Raw genomic sequence first — 23,166 nt, 5'->3', positions numbered from 1 at the left:
ACATTAAAACCTAAACGATGAGCAAAAATAAATTCGGAGCCTTAAGTTTAATAACCTTATTGGCTATTGTAAGCAGTTGCTCTATAAGCAGCTGCTCAAAAAAGTCGGCAGATAATAATCCTCCCCCACCGGTGGTCGTCCCCCCGCCTAAAAACCCTATTGATATTACCCCTTCGCCCCCGGGCGATGTGGTGGGTAAGGTAGTTGTTGGTTACCAGGGCTGGTTTGCGGCCATAGGCGACGGCTCGCCGATAGACAGGTTTTGGCATTGGTCAAACATATGGGAAAAACCACCTTCACCAACCAATACGGCTATATATGCATGGCCTGATGTACGTGATTATACCACCACCTTTAAAACCGACTATCCTAATCTTAACAATGGTAGTGAAGCGCGGGTATTTTCGTCATATACTGATCAAACAGTTGATGTACAGTTTAAGTGGATGAAGGATTATGGTATTGATGGGGCTGCTTTACAGCGTTTTAATCCCAGCGGTCTGGAAGGTCCCGTGCGCGATGCTATGGCAGCCAAGGTAAAGATCGCCGCCGAAAAAAATGGCGTGAAATTTTACATTATGTATGATGTAAGCGGCTGGACAAACATGGCGACAGAAATGGAGGCCGACTGGACCAACAAGATGTCGGCGCTTACTGCGTCACCTGTTTATGCCAAACAAAACGGCAAACCTGTAGTGTGTATCTGGGGTTTTGGTTTTAATGATGATAACCACAATTTTTCGGCAGCAGCTTGCCTTGATGTGATCAATTGGTTTAAAAGCAAGGGATGTTATGTTATAGGCGGCGTGCCTACCCATTGGCGCAAAGAAGAAAGCGATTCCAGGGCAGGCTTCCTAAACACCTATAAAGCTTTTGATATGCTATCGCCCTGGATGGTAGGCCGTATAGGTAACGTCATCGAATCGGACAATTTTTACAACACCATCAACGTGCCTGATCAGGCTTTTTGTAATGCTAATGGTATTGATTACCAGCCCTGTGTTTTGCCTGGCGATTTAGGTGCACACCAAAGAGCTCATGGCGATTTCATGTGGAGGCAATTTTACAATATGAAAAGGGTTGGTGCACAAGGCATTTATATCTCCATGTTTGATGAATATAATGAAAGCAACCAGATTGCCAAGACTGCGGAAACTCAAGCCTTTGTTCCGGCAGGATCTAACTTTAAATCGCTGGATGAGGATGGCACAGCCTGCTCTGCCGATTATTACCTGAGGTTAACCGGCGACGGGGGCAAGATGTTTAAAGGAACAATCGCCCTCACAACGGTACGTCCAACTGTACCCAAACCTTAATCGCAGCCCTGCTATACCTTGAATTACACAGGCCCCGGATGATTGATCCGGGGCTTTGTGGCTATGTGACTGTTACTTGCACTTGTCGGCAGAGGACAGATGTTGGAATGATTATAATCTCAGCACTAATTCCCCCCCTCGGGCTACCTTGTTTACATATTTTTTTTAATGTCATTTCGATTGAGCCAGAGAAGGGAATGAGGGAGGCGCGAAAGAGAAATCTTCTACACCATACAAGTTCGCATGAAAAGTCGTACAAGATTTCTCACTATCGTTCGAAATGACATGCCGTTTTTGTTCTACAACCGATTGAAATACACTTATAGCGTATAAACCCCTACCTCCCCTTCCCCAAGGAAGGAATCGCACACCCTCCGCTTTCCTTTTTATTTATAAACACCTGTGACAAGCGCAAGATTAATTTAATATAAAATAATGTGCCCGGCTCTCACCCCGGGCACATCGGTTACCATCAGGTAACATCAACTAAATCCCGGATAACGTTTAATTACTCCAGAATATCTTATGTCTGAACCTTGTTTACCTGATTAAAGGATCACAGGATTCGAAACTTCACTCATCTGCACATCTGAAATCTGCACACCTGCACATCTACTTATTTCACCCAAAAACTTCCTCTTTGCCTGATATCTTCAGACGAGCTGCCAACCATCACCTTAAATTCACCGGGCTCAACAACCTGCTTCATTTGCCGATTCCAAAGCATCAGTTCTTCATGATTTAGTTTAAACCGCACTTTGCCGCTTTCGCCGGGTTTCAGGCTGATGCGGTTAAAGCCTTTTAATGATTTTACCGGTGTGGTAACACTGGCTATTACATCACGTATATATAACTGCACCACCTCGGTACCATCCACCTTGCCTGTATTTTTTACGGTAACGCTGACATTAACCGAGCCATTGAGCGGGATGCGCGCGGGTGTAATAGTTAAATTTGAATACTGGAAACTGGTATAGCTTAACCCATGCCCAAAAGGGAACAGTGCCGAGGTATCTTGGTCAACATACACGTGCCTGGAGGTGGGTTTATGATCATAATAATAAGGCAGCTGCCCAACAGATCGCGGGAAGGTGATGGGTAATTTGCCCGAAGGGTTAACTTTGCCCAGCAAAACATCGGCAATGGCCAGTCCGCCGGTTTCACCTAAAAACCATGACTCTACAATAGCGGGGATCTTTTTGGCCACCCAATTTATACATAACGGGCGACCGTTAAAAAGCACAACTACAATGGGCTTGCCTGTTTTTTGAACAGCCTCAATCAACCGCGTTTGTTTTTGATTAAGTTCCAGATCTGATCTGTCCTTACCTTCACCTACCTCTTTAATATCTTCGCCCAGCACTACCACCGCCACATCTGATTGGTTAACCAGGCTTACCGCTTTTTGTAATTCGTCATTTTGTTTTGCTGCCGATGTATCAGCCGAATAGCCGGTTTCATAAGCTATTTTCATATCGTTTCCTGCTTTTTGCCGTAACGCGTCAACAATGGCTACACCTTTACCTTCACTATTGGCATATCCTCCCAAATAAGTACTGGCAGCCAGCGGACCAACAACCGCTACCGAGTGCACACCCGGACCAAGCGGCAACAACGAGTTTTCGTTTTTTAACAGGCTTATCCCCTCCTGTGCGGCTTTAAGGGCAACCTGCCGGCTCTCCTCCGTATGAAATACCTTTTTAAGCAATGATTGATCAATATAAGGATGATCAAACAGTCCCAGCATAAATTTAACCCGTAGTATGTTAGCTACGGCCCGGTCAAGTTCGCTCATGGGCAATTGCTTGCTTTTGAGCGCCTGGGTAATGGCATTCAAAAACACATCATGCGGAAAGTCATAAAACTGCATATCCAATCCGGCGGTAAGCGTTTGTGCCAGCGCATCGGCCGGGTTGGCCGCAACCTTATGTGTTGTTAACGACATCTTTATCGCCCCCAGATCAGACAGTACAAAACCTTTAAAACCCCATTCTTTACGCAGCACATCCTTCAGCAACCATTTATTATCAACACAAGGTATACCATCAAGCTCGCTATAGGCGGCCATCATACCCAGTGCGCCACCCTCTTTAATCGCTTTTTCAAACACGTATAAAAATGAGGAACGCGCTTCCCGCTCGCCCATGTTTACCGGGGCCATATTACTCCCGGCTTCGGGTATACCATGAACGGCAAAGTGTTTAGGTTCGGCCAACACAGCATCAGGGTTGCTTAGTTTGCTGCCCTGCAAACCTTTTACCATGGCAACACCATTTGCGGCAGCCAGGTAAGGGTCTTCGCCATAGGTTTCTTCCACACGGCCCCAGCGTGGGTCGCGGGGGAGGCAAAGCACAGGGCCTAACACCATGGCGACCCCATGCGCCCGCATTTCGGTGGCTATGATACGCCCGGTTTTATGCACCATCGCGGTATCCCAGGCACCAGCCAAAGCCAATGGTATAGGGAACGTAGTGCTGCCAAACCCGGAGTATCCGTGCAGCCCCTCCTCAATAAATAATACGGGTATGCCCAGCCGGGTATGCTCTACGGCATACCGTTGTATCTGGTTACTGATATCAGCTGTTAAAGGGTACAGGTCATGTACCGAACCAATGCCTTCGGTACCGATGCTTATCCTGGCACTGTCTGAATATGACGCTGCCTCATGCCCCTTCATATTGGCCACTTCATGACCACTGTACATATCCAGCTGCCTTATTTTTTCGGCAGTGGTCATACGGCTTAAAAGATCGGCAACGCGCTTTTCAACGGATAGTGAAGCATTCTGATAAGGATATTTGACAGCGGGCTTAGACGATTCAAAAGAGCAAAAAGCAGTTATTAAAATAGCCAGCGCACCGGCGTACTTTTTCTTCATAAAATACGGTATTATTAGGTTTTAAAAATTTCACATCACTTATTTGATGTTAAAGACGAAACTATGCCCGGCAAATAATAAGAAATTAATAAAACATTAACAGCCATGTATAATGATGATAAGTTGCTCAATTTTTTACTAAAATCGTTTTACCAACCGGATTGGCCAGGGCGTTATCAGGGCACAAGATGCCTATCTTTTTATTTTTTGCTGATACGAACAGGCAACGGCACATACTGCTGCAACGGTATTTGTTTTTTGAGCATCCTGGCGGCATAACCTGTTAAATACAAGTAATAATCATTGGGGATATCGTCCTCAAACTTCACAAAATTGCTTAGCCCTACCGGTGGATTTTTGGAGGCCTTAAGTATGGCGGTTCCTTCATCAACCTCATCAAACATGGCTACGTACAGCATTTCGGCACCGCTGTTTATGGCTCCGTACAGTTGTTTCCAGTAAAACTGCCCCCGGTTACGCGGAATTTGATTTTGCGTGCTCCGTGGGTTCATGTTATGCCAGCTAAAGCCCGGAAAAACTACCGGCACATAATCAAGTTTGTTGGCTTTGCACCAGGCAATGTCATCGGCTATACGGTGTTGAAACTGAGGGTACGATGTTTCATTATACCGGCCCACAAACCAGGGATGTATAATATCAGCCTTGCGCAGTACATCATGCAGGTGCGGGTCTTTTTCGGTATCATTCCCAAAATCGCGCCAGTAGGTGGGTACGCCCAGCAAAATGGAACAGCCGCCATAAACAGGATCGTTCTTTAAAAAATCAATGATCTTTTCTGCTTCGTTTAAGCCGTATTTGCGGTTGTCATTAAAACCCACACCCCATATGGCTACAAGGGGTTTACCGTTATGGTATAAATACGTTTGCTTGTTACCCTGGTTTGTTAATTTCAAACTGTCAACCAAATGCTTCCAGTCTTTTATTACCACCGAATCGCCACCGGCCCTCATGCCCGACAGGTCATACATCAGCGCAACAGCCCGGTGATACTTTTGCGATGACCTTAGCACATTACCCAAAACCACATCGTTGTGGGCACGACCGCGCCCTCTTTGCACATCGGCTATAAAACGTTGTACAAATACACCGTCAATACCATATTGCTGCATCCATTTAAAGTGCGTATCGGTTGATGAAGCATCATGCGAACTGTACACGTAGGCATAGCTGCTGTCGGCATGTTTAAAGGTGGTTTTATAGATTTTTTCATATTCGCTTACATCGGGCCACACATCAATATTGGTGCTGCCCGGCTCAAACTTTCCATGCGAATTATAGTGGTTCCAACCCCGGCTGGCGCCATCATCTGGCGCGTTGAACCAGCCCTGGTAACCGGCCATTACCAACCCCTTATAACTTTTAAATACCGACGTTTTACTATGCAGTGATTGGCCATAGCTCACGGCGCATAGCAGGAGCAATAGTAAGGTTAACAGGTGTTTTTGTTTACAATCTCGGCTATAGTGATATGGCCCCGTGGATAACATTAAATTTTCGGACATGGATTTATAATAAATGGTTATAAAATCCAAATTTGCTGCCGGCGCTTAATTAATTCTTAACAAATCATTAATTCAGTAACGTGTTTGGTGATTGAATAAAAAATCAATCAAAAACCATGTCATTTCAACGAGTCATGAGGGATAGATCGTAACACTTGTTTCCTTTTATTGGTTAAATACCTTCGGACAGGAATATCATAAATAACCATGATCAAATAAGCAAAGCCAATCAAAAGAATTACTGACAATATGATAATAAAAGATAGCTGGACTGTTCCGGGTTTGTGACTATTGTAATAATTGGCAAACATCCATATTACTGCATAATGGGTCATATATAATGGATAGGATATCTTCCCGGAAAACACACAAAGTTTTTTAAACCCGGCTGTTAATGTAGCGCCTGCCCCCAATGCAATGAGCAATGGAAAATATACTATTATAACCAGCGGCTCGGTAAGCCAGTTCCATTTTGAAAAGGGCATTATAAATGATAATGCCAGCAATACCGCCAGGCCGATAAAACCCAGCCTTGTTTTAATGATCCAGTTTGAACGATAAATAAGCAATCCTGCTAAAAATGAAAAGGAAATACGGACACTGCCATCCCAAAAGCTATCTCCGCCCCATCCGCCCATTAAATTCCCGGCACGATAGCCAACAAAGCAAAGCGCTGCTGCTGAAAGTATGGTTAATAAAAGCAAATAGCGGCGGCTAATTTTGTACAGAATAAAAGCATATACAATATTGGCAACATACTCCCAGAATAACGACCACGCAGGGGCGTTAAAACTGAACAAATTAAAATAACGCTCTGTCATGGCCGGGTAGGGAATAAGCAGAATGGAGCTCAGAAATATTAAAATAATCTTGCCGGCCCCTAATAATTCCGGGTGACCGCCAAAGGGATCAAAAAGAAAAGTTAATAAGCCTAATACCGAACCCAAAATAACCAATGGATGCAGTCTGATCATCCTTGATTTAAAAAACTCTGCAATCCCCATTTTTCCGATACGGTCGTCATAAGCGTATCCGATAACAAATCCGGATAAGCAGAAGAAAAAGTCGACCGCTAAAAAACCATGCCCGATGAAATCTTTGCTATAATCTGTGTAAGCCACTTCCATGAAATGAAAAACTACGACCGCCAAAGCCGCTACCCCCCTCAATCCATCAAGAATTTCAAAATGCTGTTTAGTTTTTAGAATATCGGGGCTTAGTTTGTTCGTGTTCATGGGTTTCTATTTTATCAGGCTAAAGCTGATAGTACAATAATACGTTGGGGCTACGCACAGCTTCAAGATTACCGAATAATAATAAATCCACCAAATTTTTAAACACATTTGGGTTTTACAAATGCCCGATTAGTGGGAAGCCACGGTAGCAGCCAGGAATGGTTGTTGGAACAAAAGCAGAAGGTTTTGTGTTAAGAAATTAAAGTTCAGAAATAGTTGGCCTTTTGTTGTAATACATTTGGTTATGTATGATGCTAACAATAAATTGCGCAACACCTTGCCTGCTTATAAATAACCCGGGTTTAGGAAATTTATCATAACTAACGGCTACCGGTTTGTCCTTTTTAGAATTGGTTAAGATTGTCGGCCTTACTGCGGTCCAGTTTAAATCTGAACTTTTTAAAAGCTCCTCCTGTGCCTCATGCTCTATATATGCCGGTGATATATTACTATGGTCAATTAGCCATTTGAACCAAAATGGAAGCTCCTTTTTTGTTTCGTAAACTCCCCAGGCTGAAATGGCAATTATGCGGTTAATACTTTGCAGTTGAGCAACAGCAATAATATTTTCCATACTTTCAGACAGTAAGTTATTTGGTGTTCTCAATTTTGCCCAGGGAAAATCGGAGGTCCTGGAAATGTTTAGTGCACTTATAATCGCATGGCAGCCCAGCATTGCTGCTGCTAAATCATCCTGCTTAGTGGGTAATCCTTCAAAAACCGAAATTAATTTTGAATTGAAAGAATGCTTATGCTTATTCCGTAACAACACATGAATATCATAGCCCCGGGCTAATGCCTCCTTAACCACAAGGCAGCCTGTTCTCCCTGTTCCCCCTAAAATAAGTAATTTCATGGTTCTTATTCTTAACAAATCATTAATTCAGCAGCAAATGTTTTCAGTGACTGATATTATTGTACGGCTCTATAATATTCCTTTTAGCCTGCTTATTGTATTTGAAAAATAGACACCAATTATCCTGAATCGCCCACTACTCCAAAATCGAATGAAAATCGCGCTCAAAACCTTCGCCGTAAATCACCTTGTACTCTTTGCTAAAGCTTTCAAAAGTATTTTTGGCCAGGGAGTGCTTACCCAGGTATGAAAGAGCCTTACATTTCAGGATCATGGCATCCTCATTAACAGGGTCAAAGTAAAAAATATCATTGGCCAGTTTTATTAAAAACTCGGCATCATCGGCTACGGCAATGGACCCCGCAAATTGTATATAGGAGTCAATTATTTCGTTGGATACTTCCGACTTAAAAGCATCAAGCCATTCATATTCAATATTTGATAAAAAATTACCCCTTTGTGTAATATGCGTAAGCTGTATTATTTTTTGTTTGTTGAGCTTGCTTTTGTTTGATACAATGTTGAGGTAAGTATGATAATCAACCATGATCTCGTTGTAGTCAATTTCAATTTTCCAATAGCCCGTATCCTTTGATAATTGGCAGTGCCCCATTTTATCAAGCAACGATTTGAGCTTGGCTATATTTACCGAGCGGTTGTTACGGGCGCTCTTTTCTGACTTATCAAACCAAAGTATCTCGTTCAATTTTTCGGAGCTTACTCCCCTGCCCAATTTTACCGAGTAAAGCAAAATAACCAGGAACAACTCTTTTAGCAATGGTGTAAAATACTTGGTGATCTCGTGTCCTTCGGGTGTAAAAAGCTGCAGATCGCCGAATAAAAATATAGCGTTCTTATTGTGATTAACCCGGTTGTCATGATCTGCTTCAACCGGTAGCTCAACTTGCTCCGCATGATCGTTCATAACAGGTTCCGCAGCAGATTTATGCTTATAGGGCTGATGATGCACCGCGTTTTTACGGCGATAAACAATCACTCCCCCTCCTATGCCCAAAGCAACCACAAAGAACCCGCTTATCCATAAAATATAATTAATGTTTTTATCCGATAGCAATTGTGTATCTAAAGGCTCAGGCGGACCTAACAGCGAGTATATTTTAACCTTTGTTTGCTCGTTCTCCTTAAAAAGGGTAACTGTTAAAAACTTGCGGCTGTGCGGGCAATAATATACATCGGCGTAAGCATTTACATCATGAAATAAGTAAGGGATAGTATCTCCTACCAATTGGTAAGCCGGTTTTTCAAGTGAGCCGCGTATCAGTTGCAGGCTGGAGTTAAATTTATGCTGCGGAAAAATAAGGCCATAATACGTTTTGGTCTTTTCATTGATGATAAGTGAGTTGGCAAATACAAAATCTTCGCTTTTAACATCAATAGTAAACAGTTTCTTAAACGTTTTAGTTTTAACGGTAAAACGCATCATATCATACAGGTTCCTGGGGTTCACGATCTGCTGGCCCGAAGCGCTGCCATAACCACCAACTACATAGGCGGTATCGCCGGTTACGTTGGTACCCAGCCCGGCCAAATAGCGTGGGGTAAATGTATCACCTTTACCTTTTATGTTTTGCCAGGTATTAGTATTTACATTAAACCGCTTTATACTGTCTTTATAAATTAACTGCCCATAACCTCCAATGGTATATATGGATGTATCTGTTTTGCAGAAGAATTTATTCAGATGCCCGTTATTGGTTTCGGCAGGCATGTTTTTAACGGTCTTATCCCACTTTTGATCTTTAATGTTATAAGTGGCCATAACTTTTTGGTCGATAAAAAGGTAATACAGTTTATCCTTATTAAACAATGCCTGGTCGCCGGGAATCAGTTGTTGCTTACCTGAACTGTACACGTTACTCTTTAGCTGCGTTGTTCTGCTTAAGGAGTAGGATATTAATGAATCGGCAGTGATGATATAAACAGTTTCGGTAGCCGGATCAAAGGCCAGGCTGGCGGTACCTGCAACCTTAAGCTCCTTTTCCATTTGCCAGTTACGGTGGCGCGATTTTATCCACAACGGGTTGGTAACCGAGCCGTTGTTTTGATTTACCGTTTCGTGAACCACATCGCCCTGGTATTCATTAAGCGGCCACCAGGATAGCAGCTTGTCATTTTGCACCACTTTTACATCGCGCAGCTTAAATGGCGGCAGGTCTGTAGTTTGGTACTGGCGATAAGCATTTGCCCCAAAAAGCAATTTGTAATTTGTGCTTTGCTTTAAATGCACACCCGATTCGCTGTACGCCGTTTTGCCCGCAAATACAGTAAGCTTGTCATTCTTAAAATCAATCAATATCCGGAGCCTGCTCCAGTTATCAAACAATGCTTTATCATCAATATTAAATGAAATTTTGGAAAGCTTTTCGCCAATAATGATCTTAAAATGCTTGGTATTGGCCTGGTTATCATACACCAGGTCGATATTTTGCTTATCATCGCCAACAAGCCTCAGTATATAGCCAAAATATATTTGTTGGTTGGGGATAAAGGAAAGATCAAAGGAAAGGTCAAGATTGTCTTTAGGGGCAACATTATTTACACTCAGATTTAATGTGGTGCGTTTATCCTGTACTACCTCATGGCTATAAAACCCCACTCCATACGATTGCGCATGAACAAGTGGTATCAATAGTATATTTATAAAAATAACCGCAATTATTCCCGATACAAAAAATCTCATGATGATCAGTACACATTAAGTATTAGAACTTAAGTACCCGTGCTGTAATTATAATTTAGGTCAAAAAAATATTAACTTATTCTGATGACGGCAATGGCTAAATTACAATAAAAACAATTTACATTCAAAGACTATGTGATTATATTGAGTATAATTAACACCAGATGATCATGAGGTGATACTACCGCCCGGGTTCAGTTAAAAAACAAACATGATACTTTTTTAACACTATCTGATCAATAAGCATCATGTGTTAATTTTATAGCTTTATTGGCTTGCAATAATTTCATAACCGGTGGCCTTTAAAATAAAATCGACAATAGGTGCCGGATTGGGCATACTATGCGGGTGGTGTTTAAAACCAGGCTTGTGAATAACCGTGATGGAACCCTTTAGCGCCTTTACCTTTTGCTCAAATAAAAGCGTGTTTTTTGAAGGATCAAGGGCTTCGTCATCATCGGCCGAAAGGTGCAGCATCGGGTAACCGCCGCTTACAATTTGAGCTACCTTATCAAGCGGACTTGCTTTTAACGCACCCAACTGGTGTACACTGGTTAAATTGAAATCTTTTTTAAGCAGCGTTGAATCAGACCAGAATTGCAGATCGAGCAGGGCGTTATCGGCATATACACAGGCTACTTTAGTAGGATTTACCGCGGCCCAGTTATAAATATAAATACCGCCGCGGCTCATGCCTTCCAGTACCGCTTTTTGACCCAGACCGCCATTATGCAGTATTTTATAAAAATTGTTCCAGCGGGTAATGGCCTCATCATTACCCAACAGCTCGGCTACATCGCTGTATACCACATGAAAGCCGCGCTCCAACAGGGCAATATCGGTTTGTGGTTCGTGCCCCCAAAAGCGGGCCCGCCATATCCAGGGGTGATCTTTTGCTGCCCATTTGGGTTTTACAACTTTGCGCTCCCTGCCATCAACTGTAAAGGTGGCGCAGGGATAACCGTAAAATGAATCGGTTTTATAGGGTTCTTTAATTGCTTTAAAAATATCAAACCCGGTATCGCGCGGCTGCACTACAACATCATACAACTTTTTGGCGGCAATGGCCGAGCCCTGCACATTGGGGTGTATTTTATCAGGCGTCCAGTCTTCATGGTTTATCAATGGCGAATGCATATCAAGCACTTCCAGCTTTTCATCATAAGCCACCTGCCTGATGCGCGGATTGATCTGGTTAACGATCACCGGATCATAAATGCCTGTAGTGTCTTTTTCGAACGAGGGCATGGCCAGTAGCAACACGATCCGCGGGTGCGATGGCAACTGCCTGAACGAGCTGATGAGCGCGTGATAATCACTTTCAAACTCGTCGTAATGCGCCCGGTTAATGAGCTTACTGTCGTTACCGCCCAGGTCAATAAACACTATATCGGGGTTGCTTTTCAACGCCTGCTGATAAGCCGGGGTATCCCAATAAGGTGAATTACCTTTACGCAGCAGTGTAGTACCGCTCACACCAAAATTACTAACCTGATAGTTTTTGCCCAGCAGTTTTTGCAGCTGGCCCGGGAACGACTGGCTCGCCGGATCAGGCAGGGTAGCGCCATGCGTAATGCTTGCCCCTATGCAGGTAATACGGGTTATGGCCTTTGCCGATGCAGCAATGCACAAGCTTATCAACAGGATAAAAATATTTTTCATCGCTTTTTTATTTTTTGCTCATATCAACCACATCGGCCATACGGCTGGCGGGGGTAACTTTAAGATTAAGGAGTTTACCTTTTACCACTTTACCTTCAACAGTGGTATTATAAGGAGCGTTTAGCTTAAAATCAGCATCCCAGTCGCCGGGCCAGGCGGGTAGCAGGGTGATCTTTTTGCCATCCACCTGCATCAGCATTTGCTGCAGACCGTTCTCGCCATTACCGCCATTATCCTCATCGGGGTGATAATCGTTCCCGCTGGCCCAGAAAGCAGGGAATTTCAAGTCGGGCGATTTGCGGGTAAAGGCAAAACTCACATAATCCTTAGCCACATTGGGCAGGCCAACCATGGCAGCCTGTATGGGATCCTGCACCCAGCAGCCTTTAGCGCGTTGTTTGCGGGCGTTAAAGGTATTTAACGCGAGTTCCAGATCGGGCTTGCCTATACCGTACAGCCTGAATGGATAAATAGCATACAACTCCGGGTTTTCGCTGTTAAATGATTTGGCCGTTTGCGGGCCTGTATAGGGCAAAAGCACCTTTTTATCATAGGCTACCGGCAGTGGCGGCAGCTCGTTGTATAGTTTTTGCCATTGCTGCCGTGTTTTATCATCAACCAAAGCGGCTGGCAATTTGATCATGCGGCTGAGCACCGCATGTAGCCCGGCAATATCAGGCGCAGGGTTATGTACCTTCCAAAACATCTCGATGGAATTGTCGGGGTCGAGCAATAGCTTGCCGGTACTGTCGCGGCCAAAATGCTGATCAAAAAACTGCAACCCGGCGGTGGCCACGGGCAGCAGGGTTTGTTTGGCAAATTGAGTATCGCCGGTATATTCATAATAGTCAAGCATCATCATGCTCAACTCCAATATGGGCGTAAAATAATGGTTGGTATAGTTGGCCTTCACATCAGGCCCCATAAAATCAAGGCCGCCCCAAAAGGGCGCTGTCTCCGCAAAGTATGCGCCGCCATGATTGTAGAACTTTTTCACCTGCGCCTCGTTGGCCGGCAGGATCTTCGCATACATATTAAACAGGGGCAGCATCATATCAAAATCGCCGGCCATGAGCCTGGGCCAGTACATGGCGCGGGTATTTTGAAACCAGTATTGCCCGCCCCAGGCCCTGAAATCGGCATTTTGAGGGTCGGGTTTGCCATCATGTTTCCAATTGGGGTTATCTACCACAAAAATAGACCCATTGAATTTAATAGGACCAGTGCCGCGGCCCGCGCAGGCGGTAACAAAACGCTGTAAAATATAGCCCTGAGTAACCTGGTTAGCCTGTTCATCGCCCTTTAAAAATATATGGCTGCGGTTCCAAAACTGCTGCCACCATTTTTGATGCGCCGTACGGGTTTGCTCCAAAGCCAGCTTTTCTATACCGACCGATTGTTTTTCGAGCTTAGAAAGCCACTCCTTACCATTGCCGGCAACCGCTGTTAGCGGGTAAATGGAGATGAGTTGTGCGGTAACTTTACCCGACTGCAGCGTTGACGCATCCTTACTCACCAAACCTTTACCTTTAACAATAGCGCCAAAAGTAAGGTTAGCCAAATGCGGGTTAGTGGTAGCTGAGTTATGGTGATACCAGGCTATCCGGTTTTTTTGATCAGCAAGAACCGTATCGGTTTGGCCGGCTCGCCAGTTATCCAGTTTTACATTCACGGTTACCGGGCTGCCGCTTTGCGCCTCTACCCTGATCACTGGGTGATTAGCATCAACCCAAACACGCAGCTTAACGGCAGCCTTCCCCTCGCCTTCCTGTACCCAGATCTCGCCGTTATGCAGTTTTAATATTTGTTTAAAGGGGGTGCTTTTTGCCAGCGGGTTAGGGCTTACGGAAACATGTATGGCGCCCAGTTTCATGAGTACTCCACCCTGCTTCATCCAGGGGTCTTTTTGCGCATCGAGCTTACCGCCCCAGGCATCGGTTTTACTGATGTAAAATGCCAGGTCGCCATTTTGCTCCACCCATACATTAAGGCCGATATCGCCATTGCCAAGCGGCATGGATTGTGCCGACGTCGGACCCGGAGTGTCCCACTGTACATTATAGGCATCCAACAGGGTATCAATACCAAATTTAGCTACGGGTTTGGCAAACCCTGCCGACGCCATGATCAGGGCCAGCAAAACAGTGCATGTACAGGTTAAAATTTTGTTCTTCATCATTAATTTATTTTGCGAATAATTGGCTTTTCGCTTGATACAATAGGTTTAGCAAGATAGGTTTTATTGGCTGTAGAACTATCCCATCAAAGCAATGCTTTATAGTTCTGCCATCACCCCCTCTAATTATTATTGCACAAATAAATTACGCCGGCTTAATAAAACATTAAAAAAGCATTAACTCGTAATACCTAATGTTAACAGGCATATTTATGTTACAAAAAGATATGGTGTTCATGAAGTAGTTTCTGTTTTATTGATAGTGCCACGCAGGTAAATCATAAAAACGAGGAGCAATAACGCGATGATATTGATGGCGACATCAACATGATTACCCCCAGTGCTGATAGAAATTTGCCAGGAAGGCCGCCAGCTAAAACTAATATACATTTTTGGCGAATTTGCCGGGTTAAACCCGGCCAGAAATACCAGGCCAGCTATATATTGATACCCATAACCACCAATAGCAAAGCTAATAACCTGTAAAGCATGGTTCATAACAGAAAGATTTAAACCCGCACGATATTTATTTTTAAGCAACAACACACCACAATAAACAGAAAACCCGTGCAACGCCACGGCAGCAAGCATAATGAAAGTAGCCAGGCTAAGAGGCGCCGTGCGAATCAGGAGCAGGACCACTACGAGCATGAGCCCAATTCCAACTAAGCCGCCTGCTATTTGATACCAGGCAATTATGCGAAGCATTAATTTAGATTTCCGGTTTAAAAAAGACTCCATTTTATAGTGTATGACCGGGTCAAAATACTTATTACTTTATAAAAACAAAAATTTGTCAATGTTCGTGAGTGTCCGAACACTACCTCGCCTGCTCAAGCGTCTACGCTTGAATAATGTCCTGGTGTAAGCGTCCATGCTTACTTTTAATTGTTGTTTATGTAAGCGTGGACGCTTACACTTATATAAGTTCAAGCGAAGGACGCTTGAACTGGCGACCGGTTTTTCATCTCACAAAAAACCGAACACCCGAACGCAAAAACAAATGAACGTTTTAACAAAGCAACTTGAGCGTTTTAACAAAGCTGCCGGCTTAAATACTACCGACCTTTGTTATACAAAATTAAAACATAAGACAATGACAAAAATTTGGTTTATAACAGGCAGTTCCCGCGGATTGGGACGCAGCCTTACAGAAGCAGTGCTTGCCAAAGGCGATAAAGTAGCCGCGACAGCACGCAACCCCGAACAATTAAAAGACCTTGCCGATAAATATCCTGATCAGTTATACCCTGTACAATTGGATGTGACCAATAAAGAGCAGATCATAGCAGCAGTTGAAAATACCGTTAAGCATTTTGGCCGTATTGATGTACTGGTGAACAATGCCGGCTTTGGCGTTATTGGCGCTGCCGAAGCTTTTACGGATGAACAGGTACGCAGTCAGCTGGAAACCAACCTGTATGCACCTATTGAAATAACCCGCGTAGTTTTGCCATACATGCGTAAACAGCGTTCAGGCTATATCCTGCAGATCAGTTCGGTAGGCGGTCGTGTTGGCAACCCGGGGTTAAGCATGTACCAGGCGGCCAAATTTGGTTTGGGTGGTTTTACGGAGGCCTTGGCAAAAGAAGTAGCCGATTTAGGCATCCACGTAACAGCTGTGGAACCCGGCGGCTTCCGCACCGATTGGGCCGGCGACTCTATGAGCTATGCCCCATCTGTAGCAGGTTATGAATCTACCGTAGATGCCCGTACAGCGTTTTTTAAAAGTGGAAAATTTGTACCCATGGGCGATCCTGAAAAGGCGGCTAAAGTAATGGTAGATCTGGTTGATGATCCCGAACCTCCCATGCACCTGGTATTAGGTAGCGAAGCCATTGGCTTACTGAAAAATGCCGATGCAGCACGCACTGCCGAAATGGAAAAATGGCTGCCCGTAAGCCTCTCAACCGACCATGACGAAGCCGTAAACTTCCTGGACACCGAGATTGGTAAATCCTTCGTAAACGAGAAAAAGTAATTAGGTGCATTTATTATCCCCACAGGTGTTCGGAAGAATAAAAGAAAGCCTGGGCTTAGTGCGATTCCTTCCTGGGGGAAGGGGGAGGTAGGGGTTTATGGAGCATTACAGGTTTAATCGCACGTATAAACCCCTCCCTGCCACTGCACAATCCACTGCACCCCTCCCGTGGGGAGGGAATATAAACTGGATTACAATCCTCCAAACACTTGTCCTGTTACCCCTAACAGCATTGTTGTACAACCCGTATGGCAATGCTGTTCTAATTTTTTAAATTTGATCAATATGCTTTCAGAAAATCAAATCAGCCCTCAATCAGAAATTCACTATTCCTGCTATTATACCAGGAGTCGCGGGGGTGAGCAGTTTATTCCGGAGCATGCGTTCAGCTACCAGATATCGGGCGATCTTACACTTACCGGTATTGATAAGGTTTATACCTCCGGGCCTGGCGAGTTCCGGTTAAGCAGGCGCAATCAGCTGGTAAAGTTCCTGAAACAGCCGCCTCCCGGCGGTGAGTTCAAATCTGTATCTGTTTTTCTGGACCAGGCAACACTCCGCAATTTTAGCATGGAGTATGGCTATAAGGCTGAAAAGAAACAGGAGGGCGATAGCATCATTAACCTTAAGCCCAACCCGCTGTACAAAAGTTATATGGATTCGCTGCAGCCCTACGAACATATGCAGCAACCCGGCGATAAAAACCTGCTGACCCTGAAACTACGGGAAGCTATCCTGATCTTACTGCAAGGCAACCCGGAGCTTAAAGATGTTTTGTTTGATTTTAGCGAGCCGGGAAAAATTGACCTGGAAGGTTTTATGAACAAAAACTTTCACTTCAATGTGCAGTTAAAAAGATTTGCTTATTTAACCGGGCGCAGTCTGGCTACGTTTAAACGCGATTTTGAAAAGATCTTTCACATAACTCCAAGCCGCTGGTTGCAGCAAAAAAGATTGCAGGAAGCGCATTATCAAATTAAGGAACAAGGCAAAGCCCCATCAGATGTTTACCTTGAACTGGGTTTTGAGGACCTGTCGCATTTTTCGTTTGCCTTTAAGAAAACTTTTGGGGTAGCACCTTCCAGGATCTGATCTTTATAAATCACCATTGCAAGCACAAACATTCAACGATTTATACCATACAATCATTGAATGTTACCATTGATCTTTCAGCAAACCTATCTACCTTTATTCCATCATGGAACAGAAACTACCCTTACCGCCGTTTACCTTCGAAACGGCCACGCAGAAAGTTCAACTGGCAGAAGATGCCTGGAACAGCCAGGATCCCGAAAGAGTATCTTTGGCTTATACTGTTGACAGCGAATGGCGCAACCGCTCCACATTTCTCAATGGCAGGCCCGAGATCGTTAAATTCCTGACCGCCAAGTGGCAACGGGAGCTCGACTATAAATTAAAAAAAGAGCTTTGGGCTTTTACGGATAACAGGATAGCTGTACGTTTTGAATACGAATACCATGACGCCGGCGGACAATGGTACCGGGCATACGGCAATGAGAACTGGGAGTTTGATGAAAACGGTTTAATGCAAAGGCGATTTGCCAGCATTAACGATTTGCCAATAAACGAGGAAGATCGCCGGTTGTAAACCTTAAGATTGGGAATATAATATTGACAACAGTTGCAGGTATACTTGCTGCCATTGCTTAAATTCTTGCCAGGCTTTTTCCGTGTCGATCCCGCTTTCAATTTTTAGCAACTTGCTGATATCCCATATCAGTTTAAAATGTGTAAAATATTTAAGGTTGTGCTCACTGGCAATTATCCATTGATCAATAACCTGCATGTCGGCGAGCTTTGCCTCTCCCTGCATATATTTTACCAATAATTTATCCATCGCCTCCATCCCTAAATACCTTTATAAACTCTGGCTCATCAAACAGATGATGGTTGGTAAATAATCAACCAGCTTAAGCCACAGTGTAATTAATGTTTTATCCATTCATGCCTCCATTTTTGTGGAAATATCCAGGTGATCTGCCATTTCCTATATTTCATTTCCACTAAAACACGCCCCGGTGGATTTACCCTTACCCATGATTGAAATTTATTTAATGAATTGATGTAATATTGAATTCATCTGCAACGAAATGAAAACTGAAGCGTCTGCTATTCAAACCCTTTATTAATCATTACATGAAAAAAATAAGCTGCGCTGTTATTTTACTCCTGGCTTTTATCTCCGCGTTTTCGCAGGAGCAAAAGTTGAAAAAACTCATCGGTGATGAAGGCATTCAGGGGATACAATTGGTTTATGCTAAAAAGGATAAGATAACGGATTACAATATTGGTATGGTGAGCAAAGGCTCTGATAAAAAGGTTACCTCCAATACCATTTTCGAGGCCGCCTCGCTAAGCAAATCTGTTTTTGCATACGCGGCACTTCGCTTGTATGACAGGGGCGTATTTAGCCTGGATACCCCGCTGCTGCATTATATGGGTGGCAGCTATGAACGGTTTGATCCAAAAGATACCCGATACGCGAAAATAACCGCGAGAATGGTATTAAGACATACAACCGGCTTACCAAACTGGGGAGACGACAAAGGCGCTAAACTGCTCTTTACACCCGACAGTTGCTTTTCCTACTCAGGCGAAGGGTATGTGTTTTTTCAAAGAGTGCTTGAAAAGCTAACGAATAAACCATTGAACGATATTATGCGGGAAGAGGTATTTGTGCCGCTTAAAATGACCGGCAGTAGTTATGTGTGGGAAGATAAGTTTGATACTTTGGCCGCCTTTGGTAATAGCACCGAGGCCATAAACCGGCATAAGAACGCGAATGCTGCCTACAGCTTGCTAACCAGCGCACATGACTATACTATTTTTTTGCAGGCACTATTGGCCGGCCAGGGATTAAAACCGGCTACCCGCCAAATGATGTTTGAAAAATCAAGCTCCGGGAATTGGTTTGGTCATCCGGTAACGGAGGCTAACCAGCATATTGACTGGGGGCTTGGCGTGGGCTTGCAGCAAAATGAATTGGGAAAATCAATATGGCATTGGGGCGATAACGGCGATTTTAAAGGATTCTGTATTTCCTTTCCCGATAAACAAGAGATCCTGGTTTACTTTACCCATAATCGCTATGGGTTAAATATTACCCCCGATATACTGACCGAATTTTTTGGCAAACAAACCTGGTGGCAGGCCCAATGGCTGGGGTATGGATTTAAATCGCCTAAAGAAATTAAAGCGCTGCGCACCAAACTGACGAAGGATGGCTACGGTCAGGCTATTGAAATAGTTAAAAAAGAAAAGCAGAAAAATCCGGCTTACCAGTTACCTGAAAATGATTTGAATGAACTGGGATATATGCTGATGTATGAGGACAGAAAAAAAGAAGCTGCCGAAATATTTAAACTCAATGTAAGCTTATATCCAAACAGCGCCAATACTTATGACAGCCTGGCCGAAGCGTATGAAGGTTTGGGAGCAAATGAACTCGCCATTAAAAACTACAAACGTTCGTTTGAACTAAACCCTCAAAATAACAATGCCGCAGAGCATATTAAAAAGCTTGAACTACTACCCCTTTAAATCAATATTTAACCTTTGTTTCAATTCCATTTCACCTTTTGAGGTGATTTGCAGGTTGCGTTTTTGATAAACTCGTCTGAACCATCCTTCCTTCAGAAAGTATTGTAACAGTGCCGCGCCGAGACTGCCGGCCAGGTGCGGTCTTTTCTCTGTCCAGTCGATACATTTTAGCGCCAGCGGTCTTTTGGCTGTTTTAAGCTGTTCTGTATTTATTCCAAGCTCCCCGAACCAGCTTGCACCCTCATGGGTAACAGCAAATTCTTTGATATGATCTGGATGATCCTCCATAAACCCCTTTTTTAGAAGGGCTTCCGTCACGAATACGCCGGCTACCCCGGCCAAATGATCATAACAGCTTCTGGCAGCCCTAACCTCCCGCTGCTCACGGTTAAGTTCTTTAGGAATAGCAAAAACATTCCCCAACGTTTCTACTGCCATTGCTATTTCGGGTTTCGCATACACAAAGTATTTATGTTTCCCTTGTTTGTGTACGGCAAGGATCCCGGCTTGTACCAACTTTTTAAGGTGACTGCTGGCAGATTGTGGGGTAATATTAGCCGCAATTGCCAGTTCGCCGGCTGTAACCGGTTTCCCTTCAAACAGTTCCCATATCATTGCCGCTCTTGCAGGTTCGCCAAACAGGGCAGCCGCTTGTTTAAAACTATCCAGGGTTGTCATTTTCTATCAATTAATCCCATATTTCGGGACGGTTAATATCCATTGTTCTTAAATAGGATAACAGTTGGCCGGTATGTATAGCTTCGTGATAAGCAATTCTAAGCAGGTAATCGCCAAGCTTTCGTTTTTGGTTTAATTGGGGTCTTACTATCTCTATTTCTTCCAGCTGGCTTTCTGAAAAATCATGAACCATTGCCATAAAAGCTGATTGATATGGCAGACTAAACGCTATTTCCTGCTGAATACTCTTATAAGGCTTATCCTGCCAGGGCGTAATAAGTTCCGCAGGGTCACCCCGGTTAATAATGATCTGCTGATAAATATATTGGCTTTCGAGCACATGCCTAACCATTTCCATACAGGTCATGGCACCAGCATCGGGTTTCCAGTAATACTTGTCTTCGGGGATTCCGAGCCATACTTTTATACTCCGGCGTCTTATTTCATTAAAATTTAAACTAATGGTTTCGAGGCTATTCATACCGCATTATTTATACAATAATACGGTTGAAAAATCACTAACACTTCGGTTTCTGTTTAACTATGCTATTATGTTATGCCACAGGTATATTTAACATTTGAACTGACACGCATGTAATGCGTCTCCTAGGCTTTTATTTAATCACGGCTATTGATTAATTTGCATCATGTCGTTATCTGTAAAAGACCATATCATCCCGCAATATTCGTTTCAGGAAATGTTTCCAACCGGCAATAGCATGTTTGAGCTGGTAGAAGCCAAAGGGCAATTCAGCCGGCACAAATCTATGTTCCTTACGCCTCACCGCCGCAACTACTATCAGCTGGCTTTGGTTAATGAGGGCAACAGCCGGCACTGGGTTGATGCCACATTATATAACCTCAGCCCTGATTCTTTTTACTTTTCTACACCCCAGCAGGTACATATCAAAGAACAGGCAAAGCCATTTCTGGGAATAAACATTTGTTTTACACAAGATTTTCTTGACCTGGAAAATAACCCCCTGTTAAAGAACCTACCCATCATCACCAATCCGCATAATGGCCATGAGTTGAAACTGCAGGCGGCTGATCGTGATTTTATAACCCAGATCATTAACCTGATGCTGAAGGAAAAGCATCAACATCAAAACTGGAAAAATGCTGCTTTGCATGCTTATCTGCATAATTTGCTCATCTACCTCAGTCGCTTGTATGAGCAGCAGTTTGCAGCAATTGAGCAAAACAATGACCACCTGCTACTCAGAAAATTCACAGAACTGATCAATGATCATTACCTGCGGCTACATGAAGTAGCGGCTTACGCCCGGTTGCTTCATATTTCGGCCGGGCATTTAACCGCGGTTGTTAAAGCGCAAAGCGGAAAAACACCTATCAGGCATATTCATGAACGGCTGGTGGTTGAAGCCAAGCGACTACTTTTTCATACAGAACTATCAATAAAAGAAATTACTTACGAGCTGGGATTTGAAGACGATGCCTACTTTAACCGATTTTTTAAACGTTTTGAAAAATCAACCCCTACGGCGTATCGTCAAGCTATCCGTGAAATTTACCGTTAATGCTTTGTTTTGTACCGTTTACTTAAAATAATGGCAGATACTTTTGCCAGCACTTAAAGTATTAAAAATGACAGAACAGGAATTAAACAAAACAATAGTAAGGCGCTTTAATCATGAGGTTTTAGAACAGGAAAGCTTTACTGCTTTTCAGGAAATTGTAAGCCGCGGTTTTATTAACCATACGGCACCAGCTGGTGTGGACAATGGGTTTCAGGCTACTTTTGATTTTATTGGACAGGTGATGAAAAAGGCATTTCCAGATCTTAAAGTTGAGATAAAAGATATGGTAGCCGAGGGCAACAAGGTATTTACCTATAAGCTATTCCATGCTACCCATACAGGTGACTTTATGGGAATAAAAGGCAGCGGCAAACAGGTGGTTATGCCGGTAATGGATATAATTTATTTAAAAGGCGGGATGTATACCGACCATTGGAGCATCAGGGATATTCAGGATGTATTGAAAAAGGCGCTTTAAGGTCGCCATTTAAATGACTTATCATCAATTGCCCTGCTGGTACAAAGTATGCCCTCCAAATGATCATATTCATGCTGCAATAGTTCAGACAGATCATTCTCCATGTGCCATTCACGGGGTTGCCAGTTTTCGTCCAGGTATTTGATGGTTAGCTTTTTATGGCGTTTTACTTTTACCAGCAGGTTTGGGAAACTCATGCAGTCGTCCCAAAGCTCAAATAGCTCATCGCTTAAATAAGTAAATTCAGGATTAATGAAAACCTTTGGCTTATCAATGTTCATATAGATAAGCCTTTTCATGATCCCCAATTGCGGTGCAGCTATTGCCCGGCCGAAATTATATTTAGCCCTGATCTCCTTCATCACGTTATCCAGATCAGCAACCCACCCTGCTACCAACGGAAGCTCATCCGGTAAAACCGGCTCGCATTTTTCATACAGCAGGGGGTTACCTAAAAGTAAGAGGTCTTCTAATTTTTTCATTTTATGTTACAACAAATATAATGGTTAAGGGTCATTTGAACCGCCAGGGCCAACCGGGGCTGTGTGGCAGTTTCATTGCCCCGATCCTTTAGGTCGAG

Annotated in this window: 19 protein-coding genes; 7 read left to right on the top strand and 12 right to left on the bottom strand. The window is 43.6% G+C overall.

Annotated features, from left to right (window positions below):
• Positions 1–17: 17 nt before the first annotated feature.
• Entirely contained in the window at positions 18–1,316 is a 1,299-nt protein-coding gene (locus M2273_RS21145; protein ID WP_429399760.1) for a glycoside hydrolase family 71/99-like protein, read from the top strand.
• 616 nt (positions 1,317–1,932) lie between these two features.
• Here the strand turns inward: M2273_RS21145 and M2273_RS21140 are convergent.
• The 8 genes from M2273_RS21140 to M2273_RS21105 form a co-directional block, all read right to left on the bottom strand.
• Positions 1,933–4,194 (bottom strand): glycoside hydrolase family 3 N-terminal domain-containing protein, encoded by a 2,262-nt coding sequence (locus M2273_RS21140; protein WP_429399759.1) that lies wholly within the window; start codon positions 4,192–4,194, stop codon positions 1,933–1,935.
• Positions 4,195–4,394: 200 nt separating this feature from the next.
• Positions 4,395–5,717 carry a glycoside hydrolase family 71/99-like protein gene (locus tag M2273_RS21135; RefSeq protein ID WP_429399758.1) on the bottom strand — a complete coding sequence of 441 codons (1,323 nt, stop codon included), beginning with the start codon at positions 5,715–5,717 and terminating at the stop codon, positions 4,395–4,397.
• A 119-nt stretch (positions 5,718–5,836) separates the two neighbouring features.
• Positions 5,837–6,952 (bottom strand): acyltransferase family protein, encoded by a 1,116-nt coding sequence (locus M2273_RS21130; RefSeq protein ID WP_429399757.1) that lies wholly within the window; start codon positions 6,950–6,952, stop codon positions 5,837–5,839.
• A gap of 199 nt (positions 6,953–7,151) precedes the next feature.
• Complete coding sequence (locus M2273_RS21125) at positions 7,152–7,808, bottom strand: NAD(P)-dependent oxidoreductase (protein WP_429399756.1); 657 nt, start codon at positions 7,806–7,808, stop codon at positions 7,152–7,154.
• 136 nt (positions 7,809–7,944) lie between these two features.
• Entirely contained in the window at positions 7,945–10,509 is a 2,565-nt protein-coding gene (locus tag M2273_RS21120) for a galactose oxidase (protein ID WP_429399755.1), read from the bottom strand.
• A gap of 267 nt (positions 10,510–10,776) precedes the next feature.
• Positions 10,777–12,171, bottom strand: a complete 1,395-nt coding sequence (locus M2273_RS21115) for a GDSL-type esterase/lipase family protein (RefSeq protein WP_429399754.1) — start codon at positions 12,169–12,171, stop codon at positions 10,777–10,779.
• A gap of 7 nt (positions 12,172–12,178) precedes the next feature.
• The gene (locus M2273_RS21110) at positions 12,179–14,350 is read right to left on the bottom strand and encodes a DUF5703 domain-containing protein (RefSeq protein WP_429399753.1); all 2,172 of its coding nucleotides are present in this window, start codon (positions 14,348–14,350) and stop codon (positions 12,179–12,181) included.
• Positions 14,351–14,581: 231 nt separating this feature from the next.
• A complete protein-coding gene (locus tag M2273_RS21105; protein ID WP_429399752.1) occupies positions 14,582–15,055 on the bottom strand; it encodes a hypothetical protein in 474 nt (157 codons plus the stop codon).
• 388 nt (positions 15,056–15,443) lie between these two features.
• On the opposite strand from M2273_RS21105, the gene M2273_RS21100 reads away from it, so the two are divergent.
• The 3 genes from M2273_RS21100 to M2273_RS21090 all read left to right on the top strand — a co-directional run bounded on the left by M2273_RS21100 (position 15,444) and on the right by M2273_RS21090 (position 17,937).
• On the top strand, positions 15,444–16,328 hold the full coding sequence (locus M2273_RS21100) for an oxidoreductase (RefSeq protein ID WP_429399751.1): 885 nt from the start codon (positions 15,444–15,446) through the stop codon (positions 16,326–16,328).
• Positions 16,329–16,613: 285 nt separating this feature from the next.
• Complete coding sequence (locus M2273_RS21095; protein WP_429399750.1) at positions 16,614–17,420, top strand: helix-turn-helix domain-containing protein; 807 nt, start codon at positions 16,614–16,616, stop codon at positions 17,418–17,420.
• 106 nt (positions 17,421–17,526) lie between these two features.
• A complete protein-coding gene (locus tag M2273_RS21090; protein WP_429399749.1) occupies positions 17,527–17,937 on the top strand; it encodes a DUF1348 family protein in 411 nt (136 codons plus the stop codon).
• Positions 17,938–17,940: 3 nt separating this feature from the next.
• On the opposite strand, the gene M2273_RS21085 is transcribed toward M2273_RS21090, so the two are convergent.
• On the bottom strand, positions 17,941–18,186 hold the full coding sequence (locus M2273_RS21085) for a hypothetical protein (RefSeq protein WP_429399748.1): 246 nt from the start codon (positions 18,184–18,186) through the stop codon (positions 17,941–17,943).
• A gap of 299 nt (positions 18,187–18,485) precedes the next feature.
• Here M2273_RS21085 and M2273_RS21080 point away from each other — a divergent pair, with 299 nt between their 5' ends.
• The gene (locus tag M2273_RS21080; RefSeq protein WP_429399747.1) at positions 18,486–19,889 is read left to right on the top strand and encodes a serine hydrolase; all 1,404 of its coding nucleotides are present in this window, start codon (positions 18,486–18,488) and stop codon (positions 19,887–19,889) included.
• Here M2273_RS21080 and M2273_RS21075 read toward each other — a convergent pair.
• Complete coding sequence (locus M2273_RS21075) at positions 19,878–20,567, bottom strand: ArsR/SmtB family transcription factor (RefSeq protein ID WP_429399746.1); 690 nt, start codon at positions 20,565–20,567, stop codon at positions 19,878–19,880. The genes M2273_RS21080 and M2273_RS21075 overlap by 12 nt on opposite strands.
• Before the next feature lie 10 nt (positions 20,568–20,577).
• On the bottom strand, positions 20,578–21,048 hold the full coding sequence (locus M2273_RS21070) for a DinB family protein (RefSeq protein WP_429399745.1): 471 nt from the start codon (positions 21,046–21,048) through the stop codon (positions 20,578–20,580).
• Positions 21,049–21,214: 166 nt separating this feature from the next.
• Between M2273_RS21070 and M2273_RS21065 the strand changes: the two genes are divergently transcribed.
• Together M2273_RS21065 and M2273_RS21060 are read left to right on the top strand one after the other, a co-directional pair.
• A complete protein-coding gene (locus tag M2273_RS21065; RefSeq protein ID WP_429399744.1) occupies positions 21,215–22,108 on the top strand; it encodes a helix-turn-helix domain-containing protein in 894 nt (297 codons plus the stop codon).
• 67 nt (positions 22,109–22,175) lie between these two features.
• The gene (locus tag M2273_RS21060) at positions 22,176–22,586 is read left to right on the top strand and encodes an ester cyclase (RefSeq protein WP_429399743.1); all 411 of its coding nucleotides are present in this window, start codon (positions 22,176–22,178) and stop codon (positions 22,584–22,586) included.
• Here the strand turns inward: M2273_RS21060 and M2273_RS21055 are convergent.
• Positions 22,583–23,068: a peptide deformylase gene (locus M2273_RS21055; RefSeq protein WP_429399742.1), complete on the bottom strand. Its 486-nt coding sequence runs from the start codon at positions 23,066–23,068 to the stop codon at positions 22,583–22,585. The two genes, M2273_RS21060 and M2273_RS21055, sit on opposite strands and share 4 nt — an antisense overlap.
• Positions 23,069–23,166 lie beyond the last annotated feature (98 nt).

The sequence above is a fragment of the Mucilaginibacter lappiensis genome, from assembly GCF_050433765.1.
In the GTDB taxonomy this organism is placed as follows: domain Bacteria; phylum Bacteroidota; class Bacteroidia; order Sphingobacteriales; family Sphingobacteriaceae; genus Mucilaginibacter; species Mucilaginibacter lappiensis_A.
Note: the sequence above shows the minus strand (reverse complement) of the source record. Positions and strands in the feature narration are given on the sequence as shown.

What these genes read in the sequence shown, in the direction of transcription:
- M2273_RS21145 (WP_429399760.1), top strand. Translation starts at nt 18, where the DNA reads ATGAGCAAAAATAAATTCGGAGCCTTAAGTTTAATAACCTTATTGGCT.
- M2273_RS21140 (WP_429399759.1), bottom strand. Translation starts at nt 4,194, where the DNA reads ATGAAGAAAAAGTACGCCGGTGCGCTGGCTATTTTAATAACTGCTTTT.
- M2273_RS21135 (WP_429399758.1), bottom strand. Translation starts at nt 5,717, where the DNA reads ATGTCCGAAAATTTAATGTTATCCACGGGGCCATATCACTATAGCCGA.
- M2273_RS21130 (WP_429399757.1), bottom strand. Translation starts at nt 6,952, where the DNA reads ATGAACACGAACAAACTAAGCCCCGATATTCTAAAAACTAAACAGCAT.
- M2273_RS21125 (WP_429399756.1), bottom strand. Translation starts at nt 7,808, where the DNA reads ATGAAATTACTTATTTTAGGGGGAACAGGGAGAACAGGCTGCCTTGTG.
- M2273_RS21120 (WP_429399755.1), bottom strand. Translation starts at nt 10,509, where the DNA reads ATGAGATTTTTTGTATCGGGAATAATTGCGGTTATTTTTATAAATATA.
- M2273_RS21115 (WP_429399754.1), bottom strand. Translation starts at nt 12,171, where the DNA reads ATGAAAAATATTTTTATCCTGTTGATAAGCTTGTGCATTGCTGCATCG.
- M2273_RS21110 (WP_429399753.1), bottom strand. Translation starts at nt 14,350, where the DNA reads ATGATGAAGAACAAAATTTTAACCTGTACATGCACTGTTTTGCTGGCC.
- M2273_RS21105 (WP_429399752.1), bottom strand. Translation starts at nt 15,055, where the DNA reads ATGCTTCGCATAATTGCCTGGTATCAAATAGCAGGCGGCTTAGTTGGA.
- M2273_RS21100 (WP_429399751.1), top strand. Translation starts at nt 15,444, where the DNA reads ATGACAAAAATTTGGTTTATAACAGGCAGTTCCCGCGGATTGGGACGC.
- M2273_RS21095 (WP_429399750.1), top strand. Translation starts at nt 16,614, where the DNA reads ATGCTTTCAGAAAATCAAATCAGCCCTCAATCAGAAATTCACTATTCC.
- M2273_RS21090 (WP_429399749.1), top strand. Translation starts at nt 17,527, where the DNA reads ATGGAACAGAAACTACCCTTACCGCCGTTTACCTTCGAAACGGCCACG.
- M2273_RS21085 (WP_429399748.1), bottom strand. Translation starts at nt 18,186, where the DNA reads ATGGATAAATTATTGGTAAAATATATGCAGGGAGAGGCAAAGCTCGCC.
- M2273_RS21080 (WP_429399747.1), top strand. Translation starts at nt 18,486, where the DNA reads ATGAAAAAAATAAGCTGCGCTGTTATTTTACTCCTGGCTTTTATCTCC.
- M2273_RS21075 (WP_429399746.1), bottom strand. Translation starts at nt 20,567, where the DNA reads ATGACAACCCTGGATAGTTTTAAACAAGCGGCTGCCCTGTTTGGCGAA.
- M2273_RS21070 (WP_429399745.1), bottom strand. Translation starts at nt 21,048, where the DNA reads ATGAATAGCCTCGAAACCATTAGTTTAAATTTTAATGAAATAAGACGC.
- M2273_RS21065 (WP_429399744.1), top strand. Translation starts at nt 21,215, where the DNA reads ATGTCGTTATCTGTAAAAGACCATATCATCCCGCAATATTCGTTTCAG.
- M2273_RS21060 (WP_429399743.1), top strand. Translation starts at nt 22,176, where the DNA reads ATGACAGAACAGGAATTAAACAAAACAATAGTAAGGCGCTTTAATCAT.
- M2273_RS21055 (WP_429399742.1), bottom strand. Translation starts at nt 23,068, where the DNA reads ATGAAAAAATTAGAAGACCTCTTACTTTTAGGTAACCCCCTGCTGTAT.